The organism is Rhodoferax sp. GW822-FHT02A01, assembly GCF_038784515.1.
GTDB lineage: Bacteria > Pseudomonadota > Gammaproteobacteria > Burkholderiales > Burkholderiaceae_C > Allorhodoferax.
Genome location: NZ_CP152376.1, coordinates 3,406,331 through 3,427,513, shown reverse-complemented (window position 1 = coordinate 3,427,513; position 21,183 = coordinate 3,406,331). Strand labels below are relative to the sequence as shown.

The window sequence follows — 21,183 nt, the reverse complement described above, 5'->3', positions numbered from 1 at the left end:
AATTAGTTCAATCTACTGTTCACGTTCTAAGTGGAATCGACACCTTGGGCTCGATAGCTTTCAAAACGCTATGCGAACTCAGGATATCGTCGTAAAGATTGGTGTGTTTGGGCGCGATGACGGTCAACACCAATGCATAGCGCACCAACTCTGCCCCGGCATTGGGAGTGGCTCCGCCATCCCTTGCGTTGTAGTGAATATCAAAGGTTGCACCTTCCAGACTGCTGCCCCTGAAGGTATGGCATGCGTCCAACACCGTCTCCCACTTTCCCAGGTCGTCGCGCTGTTCCTGTTCCGTACGAAACTCGGTTGTGGAGAAGAAAGATTTGGGCGCGGGCTCCTTGTCGGGTTTCTTCTTTCCGGCATGCGGACGGAAAGTGACACTGAGTCCGGCCTTGGTGTAAGCCCCCGTGTCCTGGACATCGACCGGACTGGCGTAGCAGAATGTGGCATGCAACTGCACGTTGCCCTGCAATTGGACAAGCGGCAGCGGCACCGGAGCCCGCAAAAACTTTCCTGGACGAAGCACACCTTGGTAAATGATCCGGGCCACACCGTCGCCGCACATGATGATGTCATTGAGGTCTTGCGGCACCCGTCCCCATCCAATATCCAACGGATCCGCAGAAGCCTCCAACTCCGGCGACTCTGCGGCATGGACGATCAGCGCCTTGACCGTGAGAGGCACCACCGCTTCGCCCAACACTGCACGGATGCCAACCGCCGTGCGCAACACATAAGGCGATGCAAAACTTGTTCCCATGGTTGCCGACAATTCCGGGCGTACGCCAGGAACGGCCACATGGAAATACTCTTTGGGAGATCCACCGAAGGCCACCACATCCGGCTTGCGGCGACCGGGATTACGACCTGGACCTCTGGCACTGTATGGCGCACGGGACCAACTTTTGTCCGTGCGATTGGACGCCCCCACCGACAACGCATTGACACAATCTGCGGGAACCTGCACTCGATTGAATCCTAGCGCCTGATCTCGCTCGCCATTGTTCCCAACGGCCACAGTCAAGAGAGTTTCACCATCGCTCAGTAGCGTGTCTATAACGGCAGTCCAGGCATGCACATCGTCGTCTTCAATGGACCGATCTGGCCCCAGGCTGAGATTCATGAACTGGTATTGACGTGACAGCAGCACTTCTTCGACGTGACCCAGCGTGCGATAGAGCTCGTAGGGATCTTCTCCGTCCGACAGTTCATCCAGAACCCGGTAATGATCCACGTAAGAATATGGGCGCTGCGCTTCTTCGCCTGGCTCTACCGGCCCAAACAACAGGGCCGATGTGACGCCGAGTCCGTGGTCCAGGTAGCCGGCGACATCAGCAGCCGCATCATCCGATTTGAAATAGTTGCTGACATAAGGGTTAAGCACATGGTGAGACGGCAAGCCGCCGTCCAGCACCGCAACCGACGGCTCATTGGACAAGGGTTGATTCCCTGGCAGCCTGAAACCCACAGAAATGGGTGTCCCCCTAGTGAGCGGTCGCACGCTGCGAAGCATGGGCATCGGACGGATCACGCGCATCAGAGTAAATCGCGCAAGCGTCTCCAGCCCGGAGGCATCCCCCTCGACCGGAACGAACATCAGTCCGCCAACCTGGAATTCGTACTTGGACGCCACGGTAAAACCACACTGGCGGCAGTAGGCCGCAAAACTGCGCCGCAATGCCTCAACCGACGTATCCGGGATCAAATGCAGTCCAACCTCGTACACGCCTTTTCCACGCACGGATTCCGAAATCTTGATCCGGTCCTCACTGGACATCAGCCCCAACGCCTCGATTTCAGAAAATTCGACACCCTCCTTGATACCGGTTTCCAACTGCTGCGCATAGGCCGGGAATCGTGCGAATGACTCTCGCGTTCCAGCAACAAAGATCTGTGTGGTTTCGCGCTGCTCAACAATCTTCTTGCGGGTGTCCTTCATTGGGGTCACTCTGACTGTTCGGCTTCCGACGGAAATCAGGCCAGCACCACGCAAAAGGCCCGTCGGGAAAAACGATTTGGCAATGTAGGCTGGGTGCAGGGTCATTTTGGCCACAGCAATATTCCCAGGACAAGCTGATGCTGGCAGATCTACGACCTGAGCCGCCATTCCCTGAATCTGGGGAATGAGTGTCGCCTTGGCCTCAGCCAAAGAGTAAGGATGCACTTTGGGTCCACCAGATTTTGGTGGCGGGATCTCATAGGTCAACACCTCTCCGCGCCCGATGATGAAGCGATTTGCCATGCATCAAACTCCCTTCTTGGGGCCGCGTCCCTTGATGGGGGATGGGCCAGCGTACTTTCGAATCGTGTCACGCGACACCCCTGTCAGGGTCATGATTTTGTTGTGTGACAGGGAACCTGAGCGGGCCAGCTCAATGGCCAACTGTTGCCTCGAAGGTTTGTCCAGGTTAGGTGCTCCTTTGATCGCCATATCAATGACAGCCTGCGCCGGATCAGAGTTTTCCAGCACCGTATGACGACGCAGCGCATTGATCGAACGCTCAACATCGGACAGGGACATGCCTTGGACCGAGGAGGTCAACAAATCAACCCATCCCTCAAAAGCATTCAGATCCGCACCCAGAAATCGCCTGACAGCTGCCGCCAACACCGCCGCTTGTGGCGCGTCAAACATCAACACAGCATCAAAGCGACGCCATAAAGCAGGGTCTATTAATTCTGGATGATTGGTCGCAGCCAAGAGCAATCCCGAGTCCGGCCATGCATCCACCTCCTGCAGAATGGCAGTGACCAGCCGTTTCAACTCCCCGACATCCGACTCATCACTGCGACGCTTGGCAATGGCATCAATCTCGTCAAGCAGCAAGACCGCTTGATTCTGCTTGGCATGGTCAAAGACTGCGCGCAGGTTGCTGCCAGTTTTACCCAGCAGACTACTCATAACGGTGGTCAAGTCCAATACCCACAAGGGTTTACCAAGCTGATTGGCAATCCAGCGTGCAGAAAGTGTTTTGCCCACGCCAGGCGGTCCAACCAGAATCGCGGAACGGGTGGGCTTGATGCCGTGGGCGGCAAGGCGGTCCCGCTCCTGCCGTTCACGTACCAGAGATTGAATCCGCACAAACAATAAGTCCGGCAGCAACGGCGCGGGCATCCCGTCAAGATCATCAAATACCCGGATGAGCGATTGCCGAGAATCCGCATCGACCGGCATGGTTGATGGTTCAGGCATGCTCATTCCACGCCGAAGAACGGCCGGACCGTTTGATCGCGTGCGTGATGCCTTAAGCGTCAAGTCAAGTTGCGACGCCAGTTCCGGACGAGCCACGCGGTACTTGCGGACCAGCTTGGCCAGCAGGAGCCGAACATCCTCATCAGCACCTTGGGAAGACAATCTAGCCAAATTGACTAAATCCTTCTCAATTTCATTAATTTCGTCAATTGTTTCCAAAATGCCTCTTAGGTAAGCAGATAAACTTCAGATTTAATTGACTAATTATATGGCTATTTCTAAGAATGGCGGTGAATTTCGTTTTTTGCACCATTGGGTGTGGATGTTGTACTTGATTCCATGTGTCGCTGCGCTCAAACTCAACCCAAGCGGCCCTGCTTGGCCTAAACGAGAAAGCCTATGACCTTGTTCAATTGACCTGCTGTCAATGTGCTGCTCAATCACGCCTGCGCGCGACGCTTCATGCCCGCAATGACTTTGATCTTCCTGGCCAGTTCCTGCGTGGAGTAAATCGATGTTGTGCCAATCGAGGCGCGGCCAGCCAGCTCACTGGCCACTTCAATCGGCACCCCGTCTACCAATGCCTGACGAAAAACGTGTGGCGCATCCAGTGCGTGCTGGCTTTCTCAAATCGGCACACATCAAGCCCCGCCGCAGCCGCAGTCTTTGCACAGCGCTTGAAGAAACTTTTGAGCACCGCATAGATATCCGACGGTGACAAAACCAAGCCGGTTTCGTCCGTGCGGGTTCGCACCTACTTTGGACCAGGCTTTAGCTCCTGCAGGCTGTTCAACACTTGGCCCCATTCGGCCTCAGTAAAGGAGTGCTGGATATGGAGATATGCAGCACTCCTTTGTTCATCGCCATCCCATGCATGCACAAGCCAGAACTGCAATCTCCAGAGCCTATTGGGGCTAAAAAACCTCAGACATCAGAAGCGGTTCGTTGACAGATTTACCGTCACACCCCTAGTTCAAGTTGACACTTTTACGCTCACAACCCTGCAAACCAATATTCATGCGGCTTTACGGACGACAGACCTCATCAGCAATGGCATGTTGACACATTCATCTTCCCCTACGACTTGCCAAACTGCTGGCAGCTCCATTGATAGGTGATCTCATCACACATACAATAACTGTAAATACGTACAGCATTCCAAAGACTGAGGAGAGGAACAACATGCAATCGTCAACAGAACAACAGCGCGATGCAGTCGTGCCGCAGTCACCACCAAAGCCACGCATGGCGAAGCCTTGGCCGTTCCTAGTGGCGTCTCAGAGTGGGGCGAAAGGGACGCTGGTGGAGAACGCTAGACGGGTCATTGAGAGGACCCGTGCGCTGTGGTCACTGGCAGCACAAGTTTCTGACCATGGAAGAAATTAGATGCCACGGCGTCAGCGACTTGCTGAAAGTGCCCAGTGGGCATGTGCTCGATGTTGAACTCATTGTCCAGGCGCTCTAACAGCAACTCGATGTCCTGCTCTGCATCAGGATTTATGGCAATGACTGTTTCGGCATAGGTCAGCACAGCATTGATTTGCGAATGTGTGAGCATTTCTATCCCTCTCCAGTAAAGCGTTGTAAGCAATCCCAGGAATGGTGCAGGGCCGTCGGTTTGCGATCCCGTTGTGAGCAGTGGAAGCCCACACAACAGTCCCAGTGGCTACTTGGTTGACTCCTGTAGCCCTGACCAGGGTTTATCCCTACGGGCTGACGTACGGCTTGACCACCACAGTGACCGCTATGTGATGGTCTCTGAAGTCACGCCGCCACTCTCCTTTTCATCCCCTGCACCGCCTTGATCTTGCGAGCCAGTTCCTGGGTGCTGTAGATGCTGGTGGTGGTCAGACTGGCGTGCCCGGCCAGCTCACTGGCCACTTCGATCGGCACCCCATCAACAAGCGCTTGTCGGATGAAGGTGTGCCGCATCCAATGAGTGGATGCTCTCTCAAACCTGTTTGCATCCAGCTTGTTTTCTGCGGCCGAATTGGCAGCATGTTTGAAGAATCGCTTGAGTACGGCATAAATCCCAGCTGCCGACAAAGCGCTGCCAGGCCGCTCGGACGCAACGCGCACTTCAAACTCTCCACCCTCCCCTCGCCCCCACTGGGCAACCGATGGGTGCAAAGTTCGTATCAGCGGGATGTTTTTAGGATCTGTACTCTTCGTGTCCTCTTCCCTGAAGTCACCCCCATGCAGTGCCAGCAAATGCACCACGTCCTCGTTGAGCGGAATGTCCCGGGTCTTGTTGCGCTTGCCTGTGACAGTCAGGATCCAGGTCATCGGCAGATCCGGCAAGGATTCCTGACGCAAGTTGCCGTGCCGCGCGTTGGCCAACTCATCCAGGCGGACGCCGGAGGTCACCAGCAACTCCAGGATGCATTTCAAACGCAGCCTCTCAGGGCCTGCGGGCAGGTTGTCCAGGCAGCGCAGAACATGCTGCCACTCTTTTTCCGTAAAAGAGCGGGTCAGGTCCATGCGCGATGCGGGCAGGTTGAAACTTTTCATCAAAGATCTGAAGGGGTTGGCCACTAGGTAGCCCGCGTCCACCAATCCAGCAAACAGGGTCTGCAAAATCACCAACGCTTGCTTTTGACTGGCGGCACTGGGCTGCGCGCGAAACGCCCGCCAGCCCGGATCGGTCCGTTTCATAGGCGCCGGCTCGATCCAGGTCCGAGGTACGGCCTGCAAGAACTCCCGATACGTTTGGCAGTCGGGTGAGGTCACCGAGGACAGTGGTTTTTTAAGCTCCTGGGCACACCACAGCAAAAACCGCTCGACTTCCTTGCGATAGCTCCTCAAGGTGGAGGGCTTTTCCTTGTAGCGTCCGAGCCAGGCGTTGACTGCCTCCAGGTCGTTCTTGGCACCCAGGGTGTTGGCCATGTGGCTCCTGAACTCACCTCTCTCACCTCCTAGCCCGGGTGTTACTTGCATCCGACCCAAGGCACTGCCCACCAACGTCCCCTCCCCAAACTGCGTGAGCGCTTGGGTTGCATTGCCAACGGCGGGTAATAGAGGCGCCACGCGCAGGGCCTGCTTGGACTTGGGTTCATGCACGCTTCCTGAAACCACCATCTGTAGATGGTCCTACTCCAGGATGAGCCACATGAGCACCTGCTTGGCCCGTTGGGCACCGAACCCCTTGATGCGTGAGTACCACCGGAATCCGTACACGTTAATGAAACTCACGAGATCGGCCAGCGTCACGATTCCCATGTTGCGCAGGCACTTCACGACCGGACGTGCGAACCAGGACTCCAGACGATCCGTGGCTTTTGGGATCACGGACAGGATGGTTTCCAGGTGATTGAGCGCCCTCACCCGCTCACCCACCGGATCCTTGAATTGCGCGGCTGCCTCAATCGCATCGGCGTTGTCCAAGCCAAAGTGAGCCTTGTACTCGTCCAGCAGCTCGGCCTCACTCCAGGCATCCGCATCCATCCCTTCGGACTCCACCCATTCTTCCAATGTGGGCAGCTCCACTGTTTTGGGAGGTGCGGCGTCACTGCGCAGAAGGTCGAGCAGGTGCGTGATCTTTGCGGGACCGGCAAGGGTTGCGTCAAACTGGCGCCCGGCCTCGATGATTTGTTTCAAAAGTGCTTCGCGCCGGTTCTGGACATACCGCAAATCGGTCGTGGTTTCTGACCAGGCCAAGTACCGGTCAAAGGAATCGGCCAGGTCCAGACCCAACAAGCTGGAGCGCACAAAAGCAAAGTGGTGAACACCCAGCGCGCGCACTTCTTGAACCACGCGGGCCTTGGAGCCGAGGGGGCGACCTGGCCGGCGCTTAGGCACGGGGGCACTATGGAACAGCGGTGTGGTCGAATCAGACGTTATCACTTAATGATCTCCGCAAACACCCTGAGCGTGATGTCACTGCTTGCCCGAATGATGTGTTCAAGTACATCGCGTGTCACGGCAGCACCAAGCCTTTCTTAAGATCACTTCCCTGCTTCAGAACACGCTGACGTGTATCTTCAGGAAGGATGGTGACCAATGGCGAGGCCTGCCGGAGTTGCTGAGCGTGATGCGTTGGTCCCAGTGCTTTGCGCCACGCCCCAGCTTGAAGGATCTTCTGCCATTCAATCCATAGACTGGCCGAACGCGAGTCCCCTTTGGCAAGCCAGTTCGCAGCCGTTTCTTGCGCCTTTTGTGCCAACGCCGGATTGGCCTTGACCAGGCGAACCGCTTCCTCGTGAAGCGCAAGACTCTGAATATCTTGGAGCCGATGCTTCGTGTCGTCCATCGACACCTGAACTTGCACTTGCGGCGCCGCACGTTTGGACCTTGCTGCGGCAGAACCAGCAGGTGCAGGCTGCAATGTGTCTCCAGCCAGAAGTGCCAACTCCCCGCTAACACCCAGGACCGACATCACACGCAAGTACGTTCCGATCGAGGGGGATGGATCACCGGATTCGACCGAGCGCAGGGTATTGCGAGTGATTCCAAGCCGGGCTGCCATCTCGACGGTACCGATGCCTTGCGCCTTGCGCAGCCGCTTCAGGCGCTCGCCCAATTGCAGCAACAGCTGGCGTTCAAGGAGTAGATTGACTTCCGAGGTTGTCATTTGTTCAATATTTTAACCAATTAAATATTTTTTGGTCAATTTAATGAACAAATTATCACCCTACTTATCAACTCCCAAGGGTCACAAGCATTCACCTCGTGAATCGGGAAAAGGCCTACATTGCTGTCCTTCACTTACTCGGCCTTGGATGAAACAAATCGTTTGCATGCTCAGCCCTTCGGATCCTTCGGGTTCTGTTTGCCCTTGAACATCGGATTGCTCATTTGGCTCCACCAGCGAACACCTTGCGCGGTAGCCCAGGCGTATACGTAAAACTTCAAGAGTCTGCCCATCCACAGCGCCAAAGCCACCTCCCACCACGGCAACTTGGCAAGGCCCGCAAAAAGCAGTGCCGGCGTGAGAGGCACTGGCAGTGCTGTCACCAAGAACAATGCGGCGACTCCGTACTGATTGAGCCAGGCTTTGGCATCGATCCAGCCCGATGAACTGGCAATTTGCGGAAACACCTCTATGAGGGCCCGGTACCCCAGGTGGACGATGCCAAGGTAGAGGAGCAAGGCCCCAGCTGCTGCCCCCAAGCTCGCGCTCAGGGCAATGGCGCGCCAGCGTTTCACATTGAGCAACACCGCAGCGGCGAGCAACCCACCGAAGGGCACAAACACCGAAAGTGAAGCGGCAAAGGCAAGTCCTGTAACAACCACCAGGAATGCGGGCGATGCGACCCGGTCTCGGAGTGTTCTCAGGAGTACCTTTTGGAAGGATTGCTTAAGTTCTGGCATTGTCCTGGGATCTAGGGCCTATTACAGCGCCCAGCCTTCTCCACTTCTTTCCCATCCTGTGAGTTGACCAATCACGGCCAGCCTCACAAGTCCAGAGAATCGCTTGCATCAGAAATCTGCAGCTTGAACTGAAACCCTTCGAAGGTCATCAGCATTCGCCCAAACTCCTCCCACGAGACCTTCCTTCCATCGATCACCAACAAAGGTGTCGCTTGGGTGAACAGGTCGCCCTCGCTGCTGCTGTCTGACTCAATGCGCCCTCGTGCCTCCATATCCCTGATCTGGGGACCGTACGGCCCATCCTGGAGGAACTTAGCGGCCAAAGCGCCACGGATCTTTTGCACGAGCCGTGCAAGCTGTTCATAGCGTTCCTCTTCAGGTCGTCCGATTTCCCGAAATTGGTAGCCTGCCGGCTTACCTTCCATCAGCTCGAATGCGTCGAGCACCACCATAGGGCCAAGAAGTGTGGCCTGAAAATGAAACACATGATCTACCCCATCTACATCCGGTAGCGAAATCGGTTCAAGCGCGCGATTGTCGAAATCATCGATCTGTGCTTTCTCTGCGACTCTTGCGTTAAAACACTGGGTGCACAAGAGCCGCGTCCCGGCCTCTGGACCAAAGTAAATGAAGTCGTGATCTGGGGCAGGTTTGCCACAGCGTTCACAACAGTACTGGCTCATATTCGTTCCCCAACTGTCTATTCATACTGCCGTATAGGGCCAGCGCCAACACCCAAGTTGACGCAATGCAAGGCCCAAATTGATTGCCAAGTTCAGCTGCATGGCAGGGAATCACCATGAAAGTTCGGTGTGACCCATGCTTGCCCGACAAATTTACTTTTTAAAGTGGCGCCACAGCAAATCCACACCCTGGGCCAGGGGCCCATCATCGATGTTGCGCCAAGCGCTCTGAGCAGGACGGGTTTTTTGTTGCAATTCGTCAAGCCACTTCTGGCGCTCCGACAAGAGCAGCGCGTCCACCACTACGGACTGATCCACTTCATGCTGAGCACTGGCAGACTGCTCCAGTGCCGCGAGTGCCTTCTCCAGCGCATGGGGATCGAGTACAACGATGGGGGCGTGGCAGTAGCTGCATACCGAGTCTTTGCGAATGTCCACTGCTGCCCCACAGCCGGAGCACCGAACGCTACCCACTTCTGCGGAAAGTGTCTCAATTTCCTGATGCGTTAACTGTCGAACGAAACCCTTTTCCACGAGAAACGCCGAAAACGCGGTGAACCGCCCGTGCTGGTTTGGGCAATGAAAGTAGGTGAACTTTCCTGCCTTGCACAGATCAAATGTGGGAAGCAAATTGACGGCACACCTCGGACAGTTCAGGCGACTTGCCCAGGCTCGCCCTTGCAGTTGACCTTTCGTGTGTATCAGGCGAAACAGCTCCAACGTCTCGGAGGCTGCGAGCTGTTGGCTTTCGTGCTTATCAAACCAGATGCTCTGGCATTCATAACAAACGTCAAGCGCAATCTCTTGGCCGAGCTTGTTGCGAAATGCAAAGGTCTGCATTGGGGAGCTGCAGCTTGAACATGAAAGGGTCGTTTGCATTAGAGCCAGGCCTCCCGTGGCAGGCGCAGCTGCGGGGTCCACGCATCCCGATTGATTCCTAAGACGTCCAGAAGCCTCATGCGCTTGGAGACTTCGAGATCCACAAGGGTGCCGTGCCTGAGCTGGTTGACGAACACACACCTACACCGACCCATGACAGCCAAGCGGACCTGCGAATGTCCATGTGTCACGCCGCGCTCGTGCACAAGTTGGCCAAAGTCTGATGGACTCTCGCCTATGACTGATTCATGCTTTCTACAAATGCTCAATTTAGTTTTCAAGCTGCGTCCTCGCAATAATTGGCATTGACTCCTATTACACCCAGCCCAAGGAGCTTGGACTCCAGATCGCCTGCATCTGACTATTGGCGGTGGCAACCTCTGTTGGGGGCCACAGCAGTTCCTGCAGCAAATTGACAGTGTCTTGCAGACTGGCTGCGGCGAGGCGGTTCTTGTTCAAGAACGCCTGCCATTGACGAAGCTTGCCTGCGTCTTCACTGAACAGCTTCGTCAAGGCCAATGGAGGTTGCCTGGGTAGAGCCGTCTGGCGCCGGGCAAAGGTGGCGGCAATGGCCGCGGCCAGCGTTGCGCCATCCAGTTCCGTGCGCCTGGCGATCACCGCGAGGTCGAAGAAGTCTTTCATGCGACTGTTTGCCTGCCCCAGCATCACCATGGCCTGGTACTTCTCGGCAATTACGGTATAGACCGGATAGACCCGCAGAGTGGGAGCCAGGAAGTCTTCCAGCAAGGTCGGATACACCACAGTCTGCGGTCCTGGTGTCACTGCGTCACCAAAGCCCACGTCTATCTGCAAGGCGCAGCGTGCCGAGCCTACGCGTGCCACTAACGTAATGCGTGTGCCACCGTAAGTATTGTCTTCTCGAATGGCCTCTGCCTTCACGGATTCAGTGTCAAACACGATGCCGTCACACAGGTCCATGGCGACAATTTCGCGGAAGATGGCGATCAGGCTCGCCTCATCGTCGGGACCGAAACCCAGCAGATCAGCATCACGGGTCGGGCGGTGTGGGGTGTCGTACCACAGCGCAAAGAGCAACGCACCCTTGAGCAGGAAACGTTCGGCATGCGCTGATGTGCTCACGCGCACCAGCAGGCGCTCCATTGCGAAGCGGTTGAGTAGCAGGTTGTAGTCATCGCCCCGCTGCTTGGCAAGCGTCAGTAGCCGGGCCAGGATGGACGCAGACCGGTTGGCGCTCATTGCGTCACCGCCTCTAGGTAGGGTTGCATGACACGTTCGACCCGGTTGATCTTGGCGAAGTGGCTCAGCTCGTCCATGGTGACTTTGCGGCTGCGCCAGGCATCTTTCAGCGCCTCCAGTGCCACGTCCAGGCCGATCTTGTTTCGAAACTTGAAGCAGTCTGTCACTGTCTTGGCAACGCTGTACACCCGGATGGGGGCGCCGTGGTCCGTCACTGTTTGGATGCCTTCACTGTACGCGGCGCCACGCAGGCGAGTGATGCGCAATGCTGGGTAACTCAGCGTGGGTGTCTGCGTCGCCTCGGGCAACGCGACCCAGACCTCATGCGGCAGTTGTGTGCCGATCTCGTGGAATTGCAGCGCGCTCAGCAGGCACAGCACGGCTTTGGGGACACGCTGGCAGACCTCGATTAGCGTCTGGTGCTCCGTGACCTCGGCGTCAGGCAATCCATACAAGCCCCGGGCAAGCCGCTGCAGCTTGCCGTCCTGATGGAGCCGCAGCAAGAGTTGCGGTGACCAACCATGCGCACGCACATCCGCAGCCCGCAGCACATGCAGGTGCCGGGCGAGTTCAAGAATGTGCTCGGATTGATTCATTTGAGCCTAGTTTAATAAACTCATTACATTTATGCAAGTAGTGCGAATTTCAATCATTGAAGCCATCGTCCTACTTCCTTGCGGATCAACTCCCCAGTCATCCTCCCATCATGTAGATTAGCCGGAAATCGTCAGTACGCAGCAAAGAAAGGACTCAGTCGTCAACACCAACCATGGCACGTTGAACGCATCGATATATGTCGATTGGATTTCGTCCTGGACGAACGGCGGCCCAGAATTTGTAAGGAACGAGCCCCCGCCGCGACTAACAAAGAGAAAATTTTGGTACCGCAAATCCGTATCGGCCTTCGCCGCCTCTTAGCGTCAAACAACCGAAGAAACGCCATGCCCCCATGCTCCCAAAGACTCTCAGCGCCGCAGTTCTCTTCTTCCTGGCCGTCGTGGGCACCATGGCGGTGGACCGGTTGCAAGCCGCTCGCCGGAGACTCCACCCTAGCGAGAGTCTCTTCAATGACACCATGCCCTATCCCCACACGGTCGCCATGGCGAAGGACCTGCCCGGGCGCAAGACGATCTACATGGATGAGATGGTGCCAGGCTGCATGATGATGCCCATGGCCGCCTAGCCGCTGCCATGGGACACCGAGGATCTCACTGCCTTGACCGCTTCCACCACATCGCTTCAAAAAATCTTCAAACCCAACCGCTAATCTAAGGAGAAACCCATGAACCTCATCAAGTCCACTACGCTGTTCGCCCTCTCGGTCATCGCCTCGATCGCCATTGCTGGCGAGATCAAGCCCTACACCCAGCCCGACTTTGACAGGCTTGCCCAGGAGGGCAAGCCTGTCGTGGTCGACGTCAGCGCCACCTGGTGCCCTACCTGCAAGGCCCAAAAACCCATCATCGACGGCCTAATGAAGCAACCAGCCTACAAGGATGTGACGTTGCTGACCGTCGACTTCGACTCTGAGAAGCCCACACTCAAGAAGTTCAAGGTCTCCATGCAAAGCACCCTGGTCGCCTTCAAGGGTGGCAAGGAAGTGGCCCGCTCCGCCGGCGACACCACCCCAGAGGGCCTTGAAGGCCTGATCAAGAAGACGGTCCAGTGATGGAATTTGGGTTCGGCTCTTACGGTTTTGGCTTCCTGGCGGGGGTGCTCTCGACGCTCTCACCTTGCGTGCTGCCGATCATCCCCATCCTGCTGGGAACCGCGACCAACGCGCACCCGCGCGCGCCGCTGGCCTTGGCCGGGGGCTTGGCCATCTCCTACGCCATCATCGGCACGGGCCTGGCCTGGGCAGGTTCCGCGTTGGACCTCGACCCAGCGATCTTCAGGGGCGTCGGAGCCGCCATCCTCGGCTTGCTCGGCCTGGTGCTGATGTCGACGAGCCTCCAGCAGCGCTTCGCCTCGGCCACCTCGGGTATCGGCGACGCAGGCAACAACTTGATCACGCGCATGAACCTCGACGGCCTGTGGGGCCAGTTCACCATCGGCCTGGTCCTAGGCGTGGTCTGGAGCCCCTGCGTCGGCCCGACGCTGGGAGCGGCCGTGGTGCTGGCGAGCCAGGGCTCTCAACTTCCCCAAGTGGCCTTGCTTATGGGCGTCTTCGGGGTCGGAGCTGCCTTGCCCGTGGTGGGCTTGGCCTACGTCGGGCGCGGCGCCATGAACAAAATGCGCAGCAAACTCATGCAGGCGGGCAAGGCCGGCAAGATGCTCATGGGGGCGGTCATGATCGCGTTGGCCGCAATGATCCTGTCGGGAGCCGACAAGCCGATCGAGTCTTGGCTGGTCGACCACTCTCCCGCTTGGCTCATCCAATTGACCACACGCTATTGACCACATCTTCAAAGGAGCGCCCATGCCCATCAAAGCTGCGACCTTCGACACCGGCAGCACGATCCTCGACGACACTCAGACATCTGCGACGCGTTCGAGGAGGTCGGCAAGACGCGTGGCATAGAACGGGACTGAAGGGCCCTGACCAACCAATACCGACGGCTGTAGTTGAAAGAGACCGTCTGGCAGCGTCAGCTCGCGTTCAACACGGACGACGTCCACCACCGGGCCCTCGACGAGGTTTGCGACGCCGACGTCGTTGTCCGACATCGACTTTCCAATCGTCAACCCAAAGCTGGCCGCCTCATACTGACGGGATGCAGCTCCTAGCTGCAGCCTCTTTGGCCAATACAGATGCGCGTCTCAAATCGGCAACAGCGCATTTGGCAAGTCACCTCGCTAACCATCATGCGCATCTGACGCCATCAGAGAATGAACCAGCGCGTGTTCACAACATTTGAAGACCAGGTAAGAACCGTTGGCTGCGAGTGCCTTCACAAGTAACTCTGCCAATTGCATCAAACCGCCATCCATCACAGCCTGCCAACCATGCATCCAAAGCAATTCACCGTTTAGTGTGAATAGACGCACCAAGTCCAATGAGAGCGCTCCACACAGCACGAAGCCCACCGTCATGATGGCAAAACATGACGCCCTGTGGCGCCGGAACCAGGGGTAAAGTCGCTGCAAATTACGAGCAGCCATCATGCTCTGGCTAGAAGGCCTTCTGCCACCCAATTTCCCAGCAGGCGTACGGACGTATCGGCGGCGTAAGCATCTCCATCCAGCTGCAAGTTTGTGCACAGCTCGCCAAAGCATACCCCTTGCTGCACCAACTCCAGAGCGCGATGTTCGTGTATCGGCAGACTGCGCCAGTGGCACTCAAGGCCTTGGCGCCAGACCAGCACAACGTGCTCGTGCGGCCGCGGCGCCTCTGTCGTAGCTTCAGGATCATCTTGCAGTGCATGCCAAAGTCCTTCCACCGCCCAATCCAATCGGACCATTCGTATAGAGGGCACCGGGCTCAGGCGCATCTCCGGCCAAGCGTCTGGCGCCAGGCTCACCAGGTCAGTGTGCGTCAAGCAATCGGCATTGGCGGCATCGAAAGCACCACGCAGCGCCCAGTCCATTTGGGCAATGTCCACCAGCGCCGGATGTGGAGTGTGTTCGGGATGGTTGCGCATGAAGGTAACCAAAGAGTCTCCCCACCAGCGAATAGAGCGGTGGCGCGACGGGTGTGCTTGGCAGTAGGCACTCGTCAGCTCGGCAAAGGCCTCGTCTCCCAGCGATCGGTACAACACCGGGTAGTTATCGGCCAGCGCCTCGCGCAGGCGGACTTGGTAGGCGTTGCGGTAAATCTCCATGTGGCCATGGAAGCTGACCCGCTCACTTCCCAGGGACTGATCGCCGCTCACCTGTTTCTGAAAGTCATTTTGCAGATCTGAAAGCATCATGGCATTGCATCCACTGTCTGTGGTTGGCACTGGACCTGTGCAGCCACTTGCCGAGCCCGGTCCAGTTCCAATACAAGCTCAGGCAGTGGCGGAATGTGATCGTCGCGTTCGATCATCGTGGGGACCCAGCCGATGCGCTTAAGCGTGTAGGCATACAGTGCCCAGACTGGGTCAGAAATCGACTGATCGTGGGTGTCGATGATGTATTCGCCATGGTCTTCGTGACCCGCAAGATGAATTTGGCGCACGCTGGCAGCCGGTATAGTATCTATGTAACGGTACGGGTCAAAGCCGTGGTTGACGCTGCTGACATAGACGTTGTTCACATCCAGCAGCAGCTCGCAGCCACTGCACGACACCATATCGCGGATGAATTCCCACTCGGCCATTTCGTCCTGGTGGAATTGAATGTAGCTGGAAGGATTCTCAATCACCAGAGGGCGTCCCAAGAATTCCTGTACCCGTCCGATTTGGGCGCATACGTGCTGCAAGGTTTCATTGTTTAGCGGCAAGGGCAGCAGGTCATGCGTGTTTAATCCAGCCACCCCGGTCCAGCAAAGATGGTCGGAAATCCAGCCCGGCTGGATGCGCGCTGCCAAAGCCTTAAGCCGTGCCAGATAGTCCATGTCCAGCGGATCTGCGCTGCCAATGGACAACGAGACTCCGTGCATCACCATGCTGTAGTCCTGGCGAATTCGATCGAGAAAGTGAATGGGCTTGCCGCCCTCCACCATGTAGTTTTCCGAAATGATCTCCAGCCAGTCTACGCGCTGGGGTGCAGCCAAATAGTCTGCGTAATGGGCACTTCGCAAGCCCAGGCCAAAGCCGTTGATTTTGGATTGCATATGGTTGGCGACGCAGGGGAGGATTCCCCCACATCGCTCTCGCCTCTTTGGCTTTTTACTTGACCATGCCGCCCGCTGCCTTGCATTCCGCATCGTTCACTTTGCTGACCCAGCCCTGGCCCTTACAGGCATTCATGCCTTTGCAATCATTGGAGGCGGATTTGCACTCGGAAGTGCCCTTGCAACTGTTAGCGCCTACACAGTGCACGCCCATGTCAGCCGCAAAGCTTGCTGGCGCAGTGAATGCACCCATTGCAAACAGTGCTGCGGCTGCCGTTGCCAATGCGATACCGGTTTTCTTGCTGTCCATTTTTAAGTCCTTATTAGGTTGAGGATCGCCTGAAGGAGTTCAGACAACCATCTGTCGGACAGGACGCAAAATTCTTACATCAGGCTCAAAATTGGTTAAGGAGGAAAACATAGCCTCCCATGGAGGTGCTATAGCTCGAACACGTGAGAGCTTTCAGGGGTGCCATGGGCTCTGTAGAGGGTGTGAGTGCAGATGCCGTGCGCATCATGCCTCTGCCTGGATCTGGCTCCACACGGCAAGCAACTGAGCCGCAAGCTCATGCCCCCGCCCCCGAATGTCCTCCACGGCCATGGTGGCCAAACGCACCCCTTGGTACTCAATGTTCGCGTGCGTTGCGTATTCGCTGGGGATGTCTTCATGGTCGGCGATAGCCTGCGCAATCGAGGCGTATGGCAGTCCCGGGAGGCCGTTGTCCACGTGCACCACATAGCCCCCAGATGCGTGGTCGGAGATGTTGAGGTTGGCAATCACGAGTGCTCCTTGATTTTTCCCACACGATAGCGGCCACGCGCCGGCTGGCAAGTACCGCGCTTCAAAAGGCGACCACTGCTGAACGGCTATTGGCCGTCGGGGCGTTTGGGATTTTTCGTGTGCAATCAAGGGCTTAGATCAGCATCAACTGGAAAATGCCATTTTATGCCTATTTATATTACGCGGTGATTATTGGGATAATCATGACGATCATTTGAAATAATTTAAATCGCTTACGACATGACCTAGAGAAAATCAACGTCTAGACAGCATCCCCCACTCGCCTACCTATTTGTCTAACCCAGCTACTCAGAATGCTGCAGAAGTCTTGTTGCACCCTCCGAATCGAGTAGTGCGTGCCAATGCACAAATTGCTCATGCCACCCGTCAGGGGATAAGTTGACTCACCAAAAATTGTGATCACACTTCTGTACAACAGCACAAAGGATGAGCCAGTTGCCTACGAAGCAACACAAAAAGCTGCAGATTCCATAGCTGTGAATGGCTGTCGACAAGGCGCTATGTGCGGGGCTGCCAGTGGAAACACATTCGATTGCTTTCATGTTCTGTGGTCTCTGACTTTGCGATGACCATCACACAAAGCCGACAACTTAAGCCAGGGCGCATGGAACACATTAGTCTTGAAGCGGGCCCACAACAAGCAACGCTTGATTGACTCGAGTCACTGGCAGGTACTAAAGCCTTTCAGTTAGCGATCCAGTTAAACCGACGTCGACTGTACGGGCAGTTGATTTTCCATGTCAGCTTTGTGGAAGGCAAATCGGATGACGAAATCGCTGGACTCGACCAACTGCAGTCTTAGAGATTACTAATGCCTATGACCGCTTGCTGTCGTTCAGCAGACTTTCACTGTCGATTCGGCGCAGTGCCTGGAACGCCGGCGCACTTAGTTTGGAATGCCCTTTACGTTAGCGCAACTCAATCAACAAGTCCTTGGCATTAATCACATCACCCGAGCGAACGTATACCGCATGCACCGTGGCATCACGCTCAGCAGTCAGCATGGTCTCCATCTTCATGGCCTCCATGGACACCAGCGGATCTCCTTTTTTGACCGTTTGCCCCACCTTCACAGCAACGGTGACTACCATGCCCGGCATGGGCGCGCCTATGTGGTTGGCATTGCCTTCTTCGGCCTTGGCCTTGGCGTGCCCGGTTCCCGCAATGCCCGCCTTGGGTACCCGCACCGTTCGCGGCTGGCCGTTGAGCTCGAAGAACACTTTGACCTTGCCCTCTTCGTCCACGCCTTCTGAGCGGCCAGTCTGGCGCACCACCAGAGTCTTGCCCTTGTCGATGTCAATCGACGCCTCTTCACGGTCGCTCAGTCCGTAAAAGAAGGGCGATGTTGGTAGCAGTGACACATCGCTGAAGTGGCTGCGGTGCTCAGCATAGTCCTTGAAAACCTTGGGGTACATCAGGTACGAAGCCAAGTCGGTATCGCTCACCTTGCGCCCCATGGCAGCCTCGGCTTCAGCGCGCTTGGCGTCCAGATCGACAGGCGGCAAATGGTCGCCCGCTCGGCCCTGCCTGGGGGCTTCGCCCTTGAGCACCTTCTTCTCAAGCTCCTTGGGGAAGCCGTCTGGCGGGAAGCCCAGCTCACCCTTGAAGAGCGAGACCACCGAATCAGGAAACGCTACGTCCTTAGCCGGGTTGCGCACGTCCTCGGGCTGCAGGTCATTTGCCACCATGAAGAGCGCCATGTCGCCCACCACCTTGGAGGTGGGCGTGACTTTCACAATGTCACCAAACAGCACGTTTACTTCCGCATAGGCCTTGGAGACTTCAGGCCAGCGGTGCGCCAGGCCCATCGCTCGTGCCTGCTCGCGCAGATTGGTGTACTGACCACCGGGCATTTCGTGGTTGTACACGTCCGAAGTACCAGCACGCATATCGGCCTCAAATGGCGCATAGGCTCGGCGCACGCCTTCCCAGTAGTGCGAGAGGGCCTGCATGGCATCCAAGTCCATGTTGGGGTCGCGCGCGGAGCCTTTGAGGGCAGCGGCTATGGAGCCCAGGTTGGGTTGTGACGTAAGCCCGCTCATAGAATCCAGCGCACCGTCCACTGCATCGCAACCGGCTTCGATAGCAGCCAGCACGCTGGCGGCCGAGATGCCGCTGGTGTCGTGGGTGTGGAAATGGATGGGCAGACCCACCTCCTGCTTCAAAACTCGCACCAGTTCTGCTGCCGCGCGGGGCTTGCACACACCGGCCATGTCCTTGATACCCAGGATATGGGCGCCCGCCTTTTCCAACTCCTTTGCCAGACTCACGTAATACTTCAGGTCATACTTGCTGCGCTTGCTATCAAACAGGTCGCCGGTGTAGCATAGCGCGCCTTCGCACAAGGCGCCCGACTCGATTACCGCGTCCATGGCCACACGCATGTTGTCCACCCAGTTGAGAGAGTCAAACACGCGGAACACATCCACACCGTTTTTCGCGGCCTGTTGCACAAAGTAGCGCACCACGTTGTCGGAATAGTTGGTGTAGCCCACCGCATTGGAGGCGCGCAGCAGCATCTGAAACAGGATGTTGGGCGTGGCCTCGCGCAACCTGGCCAGGCGCTCCCAGGGGTCTTCTTTCAAAAAGCGCAGGGCCACATCAAAGGTGGCGCCACCCCAGCACTCCATGCTGAAGAGTTGGGGCAACATGCGCGCGTAGTGCGGCGCTATCTGCGTCATGTCGTGGCTGCGCATGCGGGTGGCAAACAGCGACTGGTGGGCGTCACGCATGGTGGTGTCGGTCAAGAGCACCTGCGGCTGGTCTTTCATCCACTGGGCAAAGCCCAGGGCACCGAGTTCCTTGAAGCGGTCTCGGCTGCCCTTCGGAATGGGCGTGGTGATGTCACACAGGGGTTTGATGGGCGCAGCCAGCGGGAGCGCAGGCAGGGTGCGCCCCTTCATCTCCGGGTTGCCATTAACTGCGACCTCGCCCAGGAACTTCAGGAGGCGCGTGGCACGGTCACGGCGCTTGACGAAGTTGAACAGCTCGGGTGTGGTGTCAATAAAGCGCGTGGTGCATTCGCCGCTGCGAAACAGCGGATGGGCGATGACGTTTTCCAGAAACTGCAGGTTGGTGGACAGGCCCCGCACGCGGAATTCGCGCAGTGCGCGGTCCATGCGCGAAGCCGCCTCATTGGGCGTATGGCCCCAGGCGGTGACCTTGACCAAGAGGGAGTCGTAGTACGGCGTAATCACCGCTCCGGCATAGGCCGTGCCTGCATCAAGGCGGATGCCAAAGCCTGCGGCACTGCGGTAGACGGCGATCTTGCCGTAGTCGGGGGTGAAGTGGTTTTCCGGGTCCTCGGTGGTGACACGGCACTGCAGGGCGTGACCGCGCAACGAAATGTCTTCTTGCAGCGGGATAAAGGAATCGTCGCCCCCGACCCGCGCACCTTCGGTCACGCGGATCTGGGCCTTGACGATGTCCACACCAGTCACCACTTCGGTGACGGTGTGCTCGACCTGGATGCGCGGGTTGACCTCGATGAAGTAATACTTGCTTGTGTCCACGTCATACAGGTACTCCACGGTGCCTGCGTGGCTGTAGTGTGCCGCACGGGCCAGGCGCAGTGCCGATTCGCACAGCTCGGTCCGGGTGGCTTCATCCATGTAGGGGGCGGGTGCGCGCTCCACCACTTTCTGGTTGCGCCGCTGCACCGAACAATCGCGCTCGAACAAATGCACCAGGTTGCCGTGCTTGTCGCCCAACACTTGCACCTCCACATGGCGGGCGCGGCGTACCAGTTTCTCCAGGTACACCTCGTCATTGCCAAAGGCAGCCAGCGCTTCGCGCTGGGCCAGCTCCTTCATGGGGGCCAGGTCGGCCTCGGTCTCAATTACGCGCATGCCACGTCCACCGCCGCCCCAGCTGGCCTTGAGCATCAGAGGGTAGCCCACTTCAAGGGCCATCTTCTTGCAGACTTCGATGTCCTCAGGCAATGCGGTGGTGGCAGGCACCACGGGCACGTTGGCAGCCACGGCCACCGCGCGGGCCGCCACCTTGTTGCCCAGGGTGCGCATGACATCACCATTGGGGCCAATGAAGGCAATGCCCGCGGCTGCGCAGGCATCGGCAAAATCGGGGTTCTCCGAGAGGAAACCGTAGCCGGGGTGGATGGCGTCCACTTCGGCCTCTTTGGCAATGCGCACAATGTCGGCGATGTCCAGATAGGCGGCAATCGGCTTCTTGCCCGCACCCACGAGATACGACTCGTCGGCCTTGAAACGGTGCAGGGCAAAGCGGTCTTCGTTGGAGTAGATGGCAACTGTGCGTATGCCCATCTCGGAGGCCGCGCGCAGCACGCGGATGGCGATTTCACTGCGGTTGGCAACCAGAATGCTGCGGATTTTGTGTGTCATGGTGAGTGCAAATGCTTGGTTCAAATGCATTCGATCCG

At 57.2% G+C, this 21,183-nt stretch carries 22 protein-coding genes; 3 read left to right on the top strand and 19 right to left on the bottom strand.

All coding sequences use genetic code 11. From position 1 onward, the window contains the following. Positions 1–19: 19 nt before the first annotated feature. The 12 genes from AAGF34_RS16125 to AAGF34_RS16070 all read right to left on the bottom strand — a co-directional run bounded on the left by AAGF34_RS16125 (position 20) and on the right by AAGF34_RS16070 (position 11,882). Positions 20–2,245: a S8 family peptidase gene (locus AAGF34_RS16125; protein ID WP_342616739.1), complete on the bottom strand. Its 2,226-nt coding sequence runs from the start codon at positions 2,243–2,245 to the stop codon at positions 20–22. Positions 2,246–2,248: 3 nt separating this feature from the next. Further along, positions 2,249–3,415 carry an ATP-binding protein gene (locus AAGF34_RS16120; RefSeq protein ID WP_342616738.1) on the bottom strand — a complete coding sequence of 389 codons (1,167 nt, stop codon included), beginning with the start codon at positions 3,413–3,415 and terminating at the stop codon, positions 2,249–2,251. Positions 3,416–3,636: 221 nt separating this feature from the next. Then, complete coding sequence (locus AAGF34_RS16115) at positions 3,637–3,765, bottom strand: hypothetical protein (protein ID WP_342616737.1); 129 nt, start codon at positions 3,763–3,765, stop codon at positions 3,637–3,639. Between the two features lie 752 nt (positions 3,766–4,517). Then, a complete protein-coding gene (locus AAGF34_RS16110) occupies positions 4,518–4,754 on the bottom strand; it encodes a hypothetical protein (protein WP_342616736.1) in 237 nt (78 codons plus the stop codon). Between the two features lie 206 nt (positions 4,755–4,960). After that, complete coding sequence (locus tag AAGF34_RS16105) at positions 4,961–6,082, bottom strand: site-specific integrase (RefSeq protein WP_342616735.1); 1,122 nt, start codon at positions 6,080–6,082, stop codon at positions 4,961–4,963. A 204-nt stretch (positions 6,083–6,286) separates the two neighbouring features. After that, on the bottom strand, positions 6,287–7,039 hold the full coding sequence (locus AAGF34_RS16100) for a phage integrase family protein (RefSeq protein WP_342616734.1): 753 nt from the start codon (positions 7,037–7,039) through the stop codon (positions 6,287–6,289). 73 nt (positions 7,040–7,112) lie between these two features. Continuing rightward, positions 7,113–7,766: a helix-turn-helix transcriptional regulator gene (locus tag AAGF34_RS16095; RefSeq protein ID WP_342616733.1), complete on the bottom strand. Its 654-nt coding sequence runs from the start codon at positions 7,764–7,766 to the stop codon at positions 7,113–7,115. Between the two features lie 170 nt (positions 7,767–7,936). After that, the gene (locus tag AAGF34_RS16090) at positions 7,937–8,506 is read right to left on the bottom strand and encodes a VTT domain-containing protein (RefSeq protein WP_342616732.1); all 570 of its coding nucleotides are present in this window, start codon (positions 8,504–8,506) and stop codon (positions 7,937–7,939) included. Between the two features lie 83 nt (positions 8,507–8,589). Further along, a complete protein-coding gene (locus AAGF34_RS16085) occupies positions 8,590–9,189 on the bottom strand; it encodes a hypothetical protein (protein WP_342616731.1) in 600 nt (199 codons plus the stop codon). Between the two features lie 153 nt (positions 9,190–9,342). Beyond that, positions 9,343–10,029 carry a hypothetical protein gene (locus AAGF34_RS16080; protein ID WP_342616730.1) on the bottom strand — a complete coding sequence of 229 codons (687 nt, stop codon included), beginning with the start codon at positions 10,027–10,029 and terminating at the stop codon, positions 9,343–9,345. Between the two features lie 354 nt (positions 10,030–10,383). Continuing rightward, positions 10,384–11,286 carry a nucleotidyl transferase AbiEii/AbiGii toxin family protein gene (locus AAGF34_RS16075; RefSeq protein WP_342616729.1) on the bottom strand — a complete coding sequence of 301 codons (903 nt, stop codon included), beginning with the start codon at positions 11,284–11,286 and terminating at the stop codon, positions 10,384–10,386. Beyond that, a complete protein-coding gene (locus tag AAGF34_RS16070; protein ID WP_342616728.1) occupies positions 11,283–11,882 on the bottom strand; it encodes a type IV toxin-antitoxin system AbiEi family antitoxin domain-containing protein in 600 nt (199 codons plus the stop codon). Before AAGF34_RS16070 ends, AAGF34_RS16075 begins: the two co-directional genes overlap by 4 nt. Positions 11,883–12,235: 353 nt before the next feature. Between AAGF34_RS16070 and AAGF34_RS16065 the strand changes: the two genes are divergently transcribed. The 3 genes from AAGF34_RS16065 to AAGF34_RS16055 all read left to right on the top strand — a co-directional run bounded on the left by AAGF34_RS16065 (position 12,236) and on the right by AAGF34_RS16055 (position 13,683). Next, the gene (locus AAGF34_RS16065; protein WP_342616727.1) at positions 12,236–12,469 is read left to right on the top strand and encodes a hypothetical protein; all 234 of its coding nucleotides are present in this window, start codon (positions 12,236–12,238) and stop codon (positions 12,467–12,469) included. A 99-nt stretch (positions 12,470–12,568) separates the two neighbouring features. Then, complete coding sequence (locus tag AAGF34_RS16060; RefSeq protein ID WP_342616726.1) at positions 12,569–12,955, top strand: thioredoxin family protein; 387 nt, start codon at positions 12,569–12,571, stop codon at positions 12,953–12,955. Then, positions 12,955–13,683 (top strand): cytochrome c biogenesis CcdA family protein, encoded by a 729-nt coding sequence (locus AAGF34_RS16055; protein WP_342616725.1) that lies wholly within the window; start codon positions 12,955–12,957, stop codon positions 13,681–13,683. Before AAGF34_RS16060 ends, AAGF34_RS16055 begins: the two co-directional genes overlap by 1 nt. A 75-nt stretch (positions 13,684–13,758) precedes the next feature. On the opposite strand, the gene AAGF34_RS16050 is transcribed toward AAGF34_RS16055, so the two are convergent. The 7 genes from AAGF34_RS16050 to AAGF34_RS16020 form a co-directional block, all read right to left on the bottom strand. Beyond that, positions 13,759–13,953 (bottom strand): hypothetical protein, encoded by a 195-nt coding sequence (locus AAGF34_RS16050; RefSeq protein WP_342616724.1) that lies wholly within the window; start codon positions 13,951–13,953, stop codon positions 13,759–13,761. Between the two features lie 129 nt (positions 13,954–14,082). Further along, on the bottom strand, positions 14,083–14,391 hold the full coding sequence (locus AAGF34_RS16045; RefSeq protein WP_342616723.1) for a hypothetical protein: 309 nt from the start codon (positions 14,389–14,391) through the stop codon (positions 14,083–14,085). Further along, entirely contained in the window at positions 14,388–15,137 is a 750-nt protein-coding gene (locus tag AAGF34_RS16040; protein WP_342616722.1) for a DNA-binding domain-containing protein, read from the bottom strand. Before AAGF34_RS16040 ends, AAGF34_RS16045 begins: the two co-directional genes overlap by 4 nt. Next, positions 15,134–15,982, bottom strand: a complete 849-nt coding sequence (locus AAGF34_RS16035) for a DUF692 domain-containing protein (RefSeq protein WP_342616721.1) — start codon at positions 15,980–15,982, stop codon at positions 15,134–15,136. Before AAGF34_RS16035 ends, AAGF34_RS16040 begins: the two co-directional genes overlap by 4 nt. 55 nt (positions 15,983–16,037) lie before the next feature. Continuing rightward, positions 16,038–16,292, bottom strand: coding sequence for a hypothetical protein (locus AAGF34_RS16030; RefSeq protein WP_342616720.1), 255 nt, complete (start codon positions 16,290–16,292; stop codon positions 16,038–16,040). A gap of 204 nt (positions 16,293–16,496) precedes the next feature. After that, entirely contained in the window at positions 16,497–16,763 is a 267-nt protein-coding gene (locus AAGF34_RS16025) for a hypothetical protein (protein WP_342616719.1), read from the bottom strand. 929 nt (positions 16,764–17,692) lie between these two features. Further along, positions 17,693–21,145, bottom strand: a complete 3,453-nt coding sequence (locus AAGF34_RS16020) for a pyruvate carboxylase (RefSeq protein WP_342616718.1) — start codon at positions 21,143–21,145, stop codon at positions 17,693–17,695. Between the last annotated feature and the right edge of the window lie 38 nt (positions 21,146–21,183).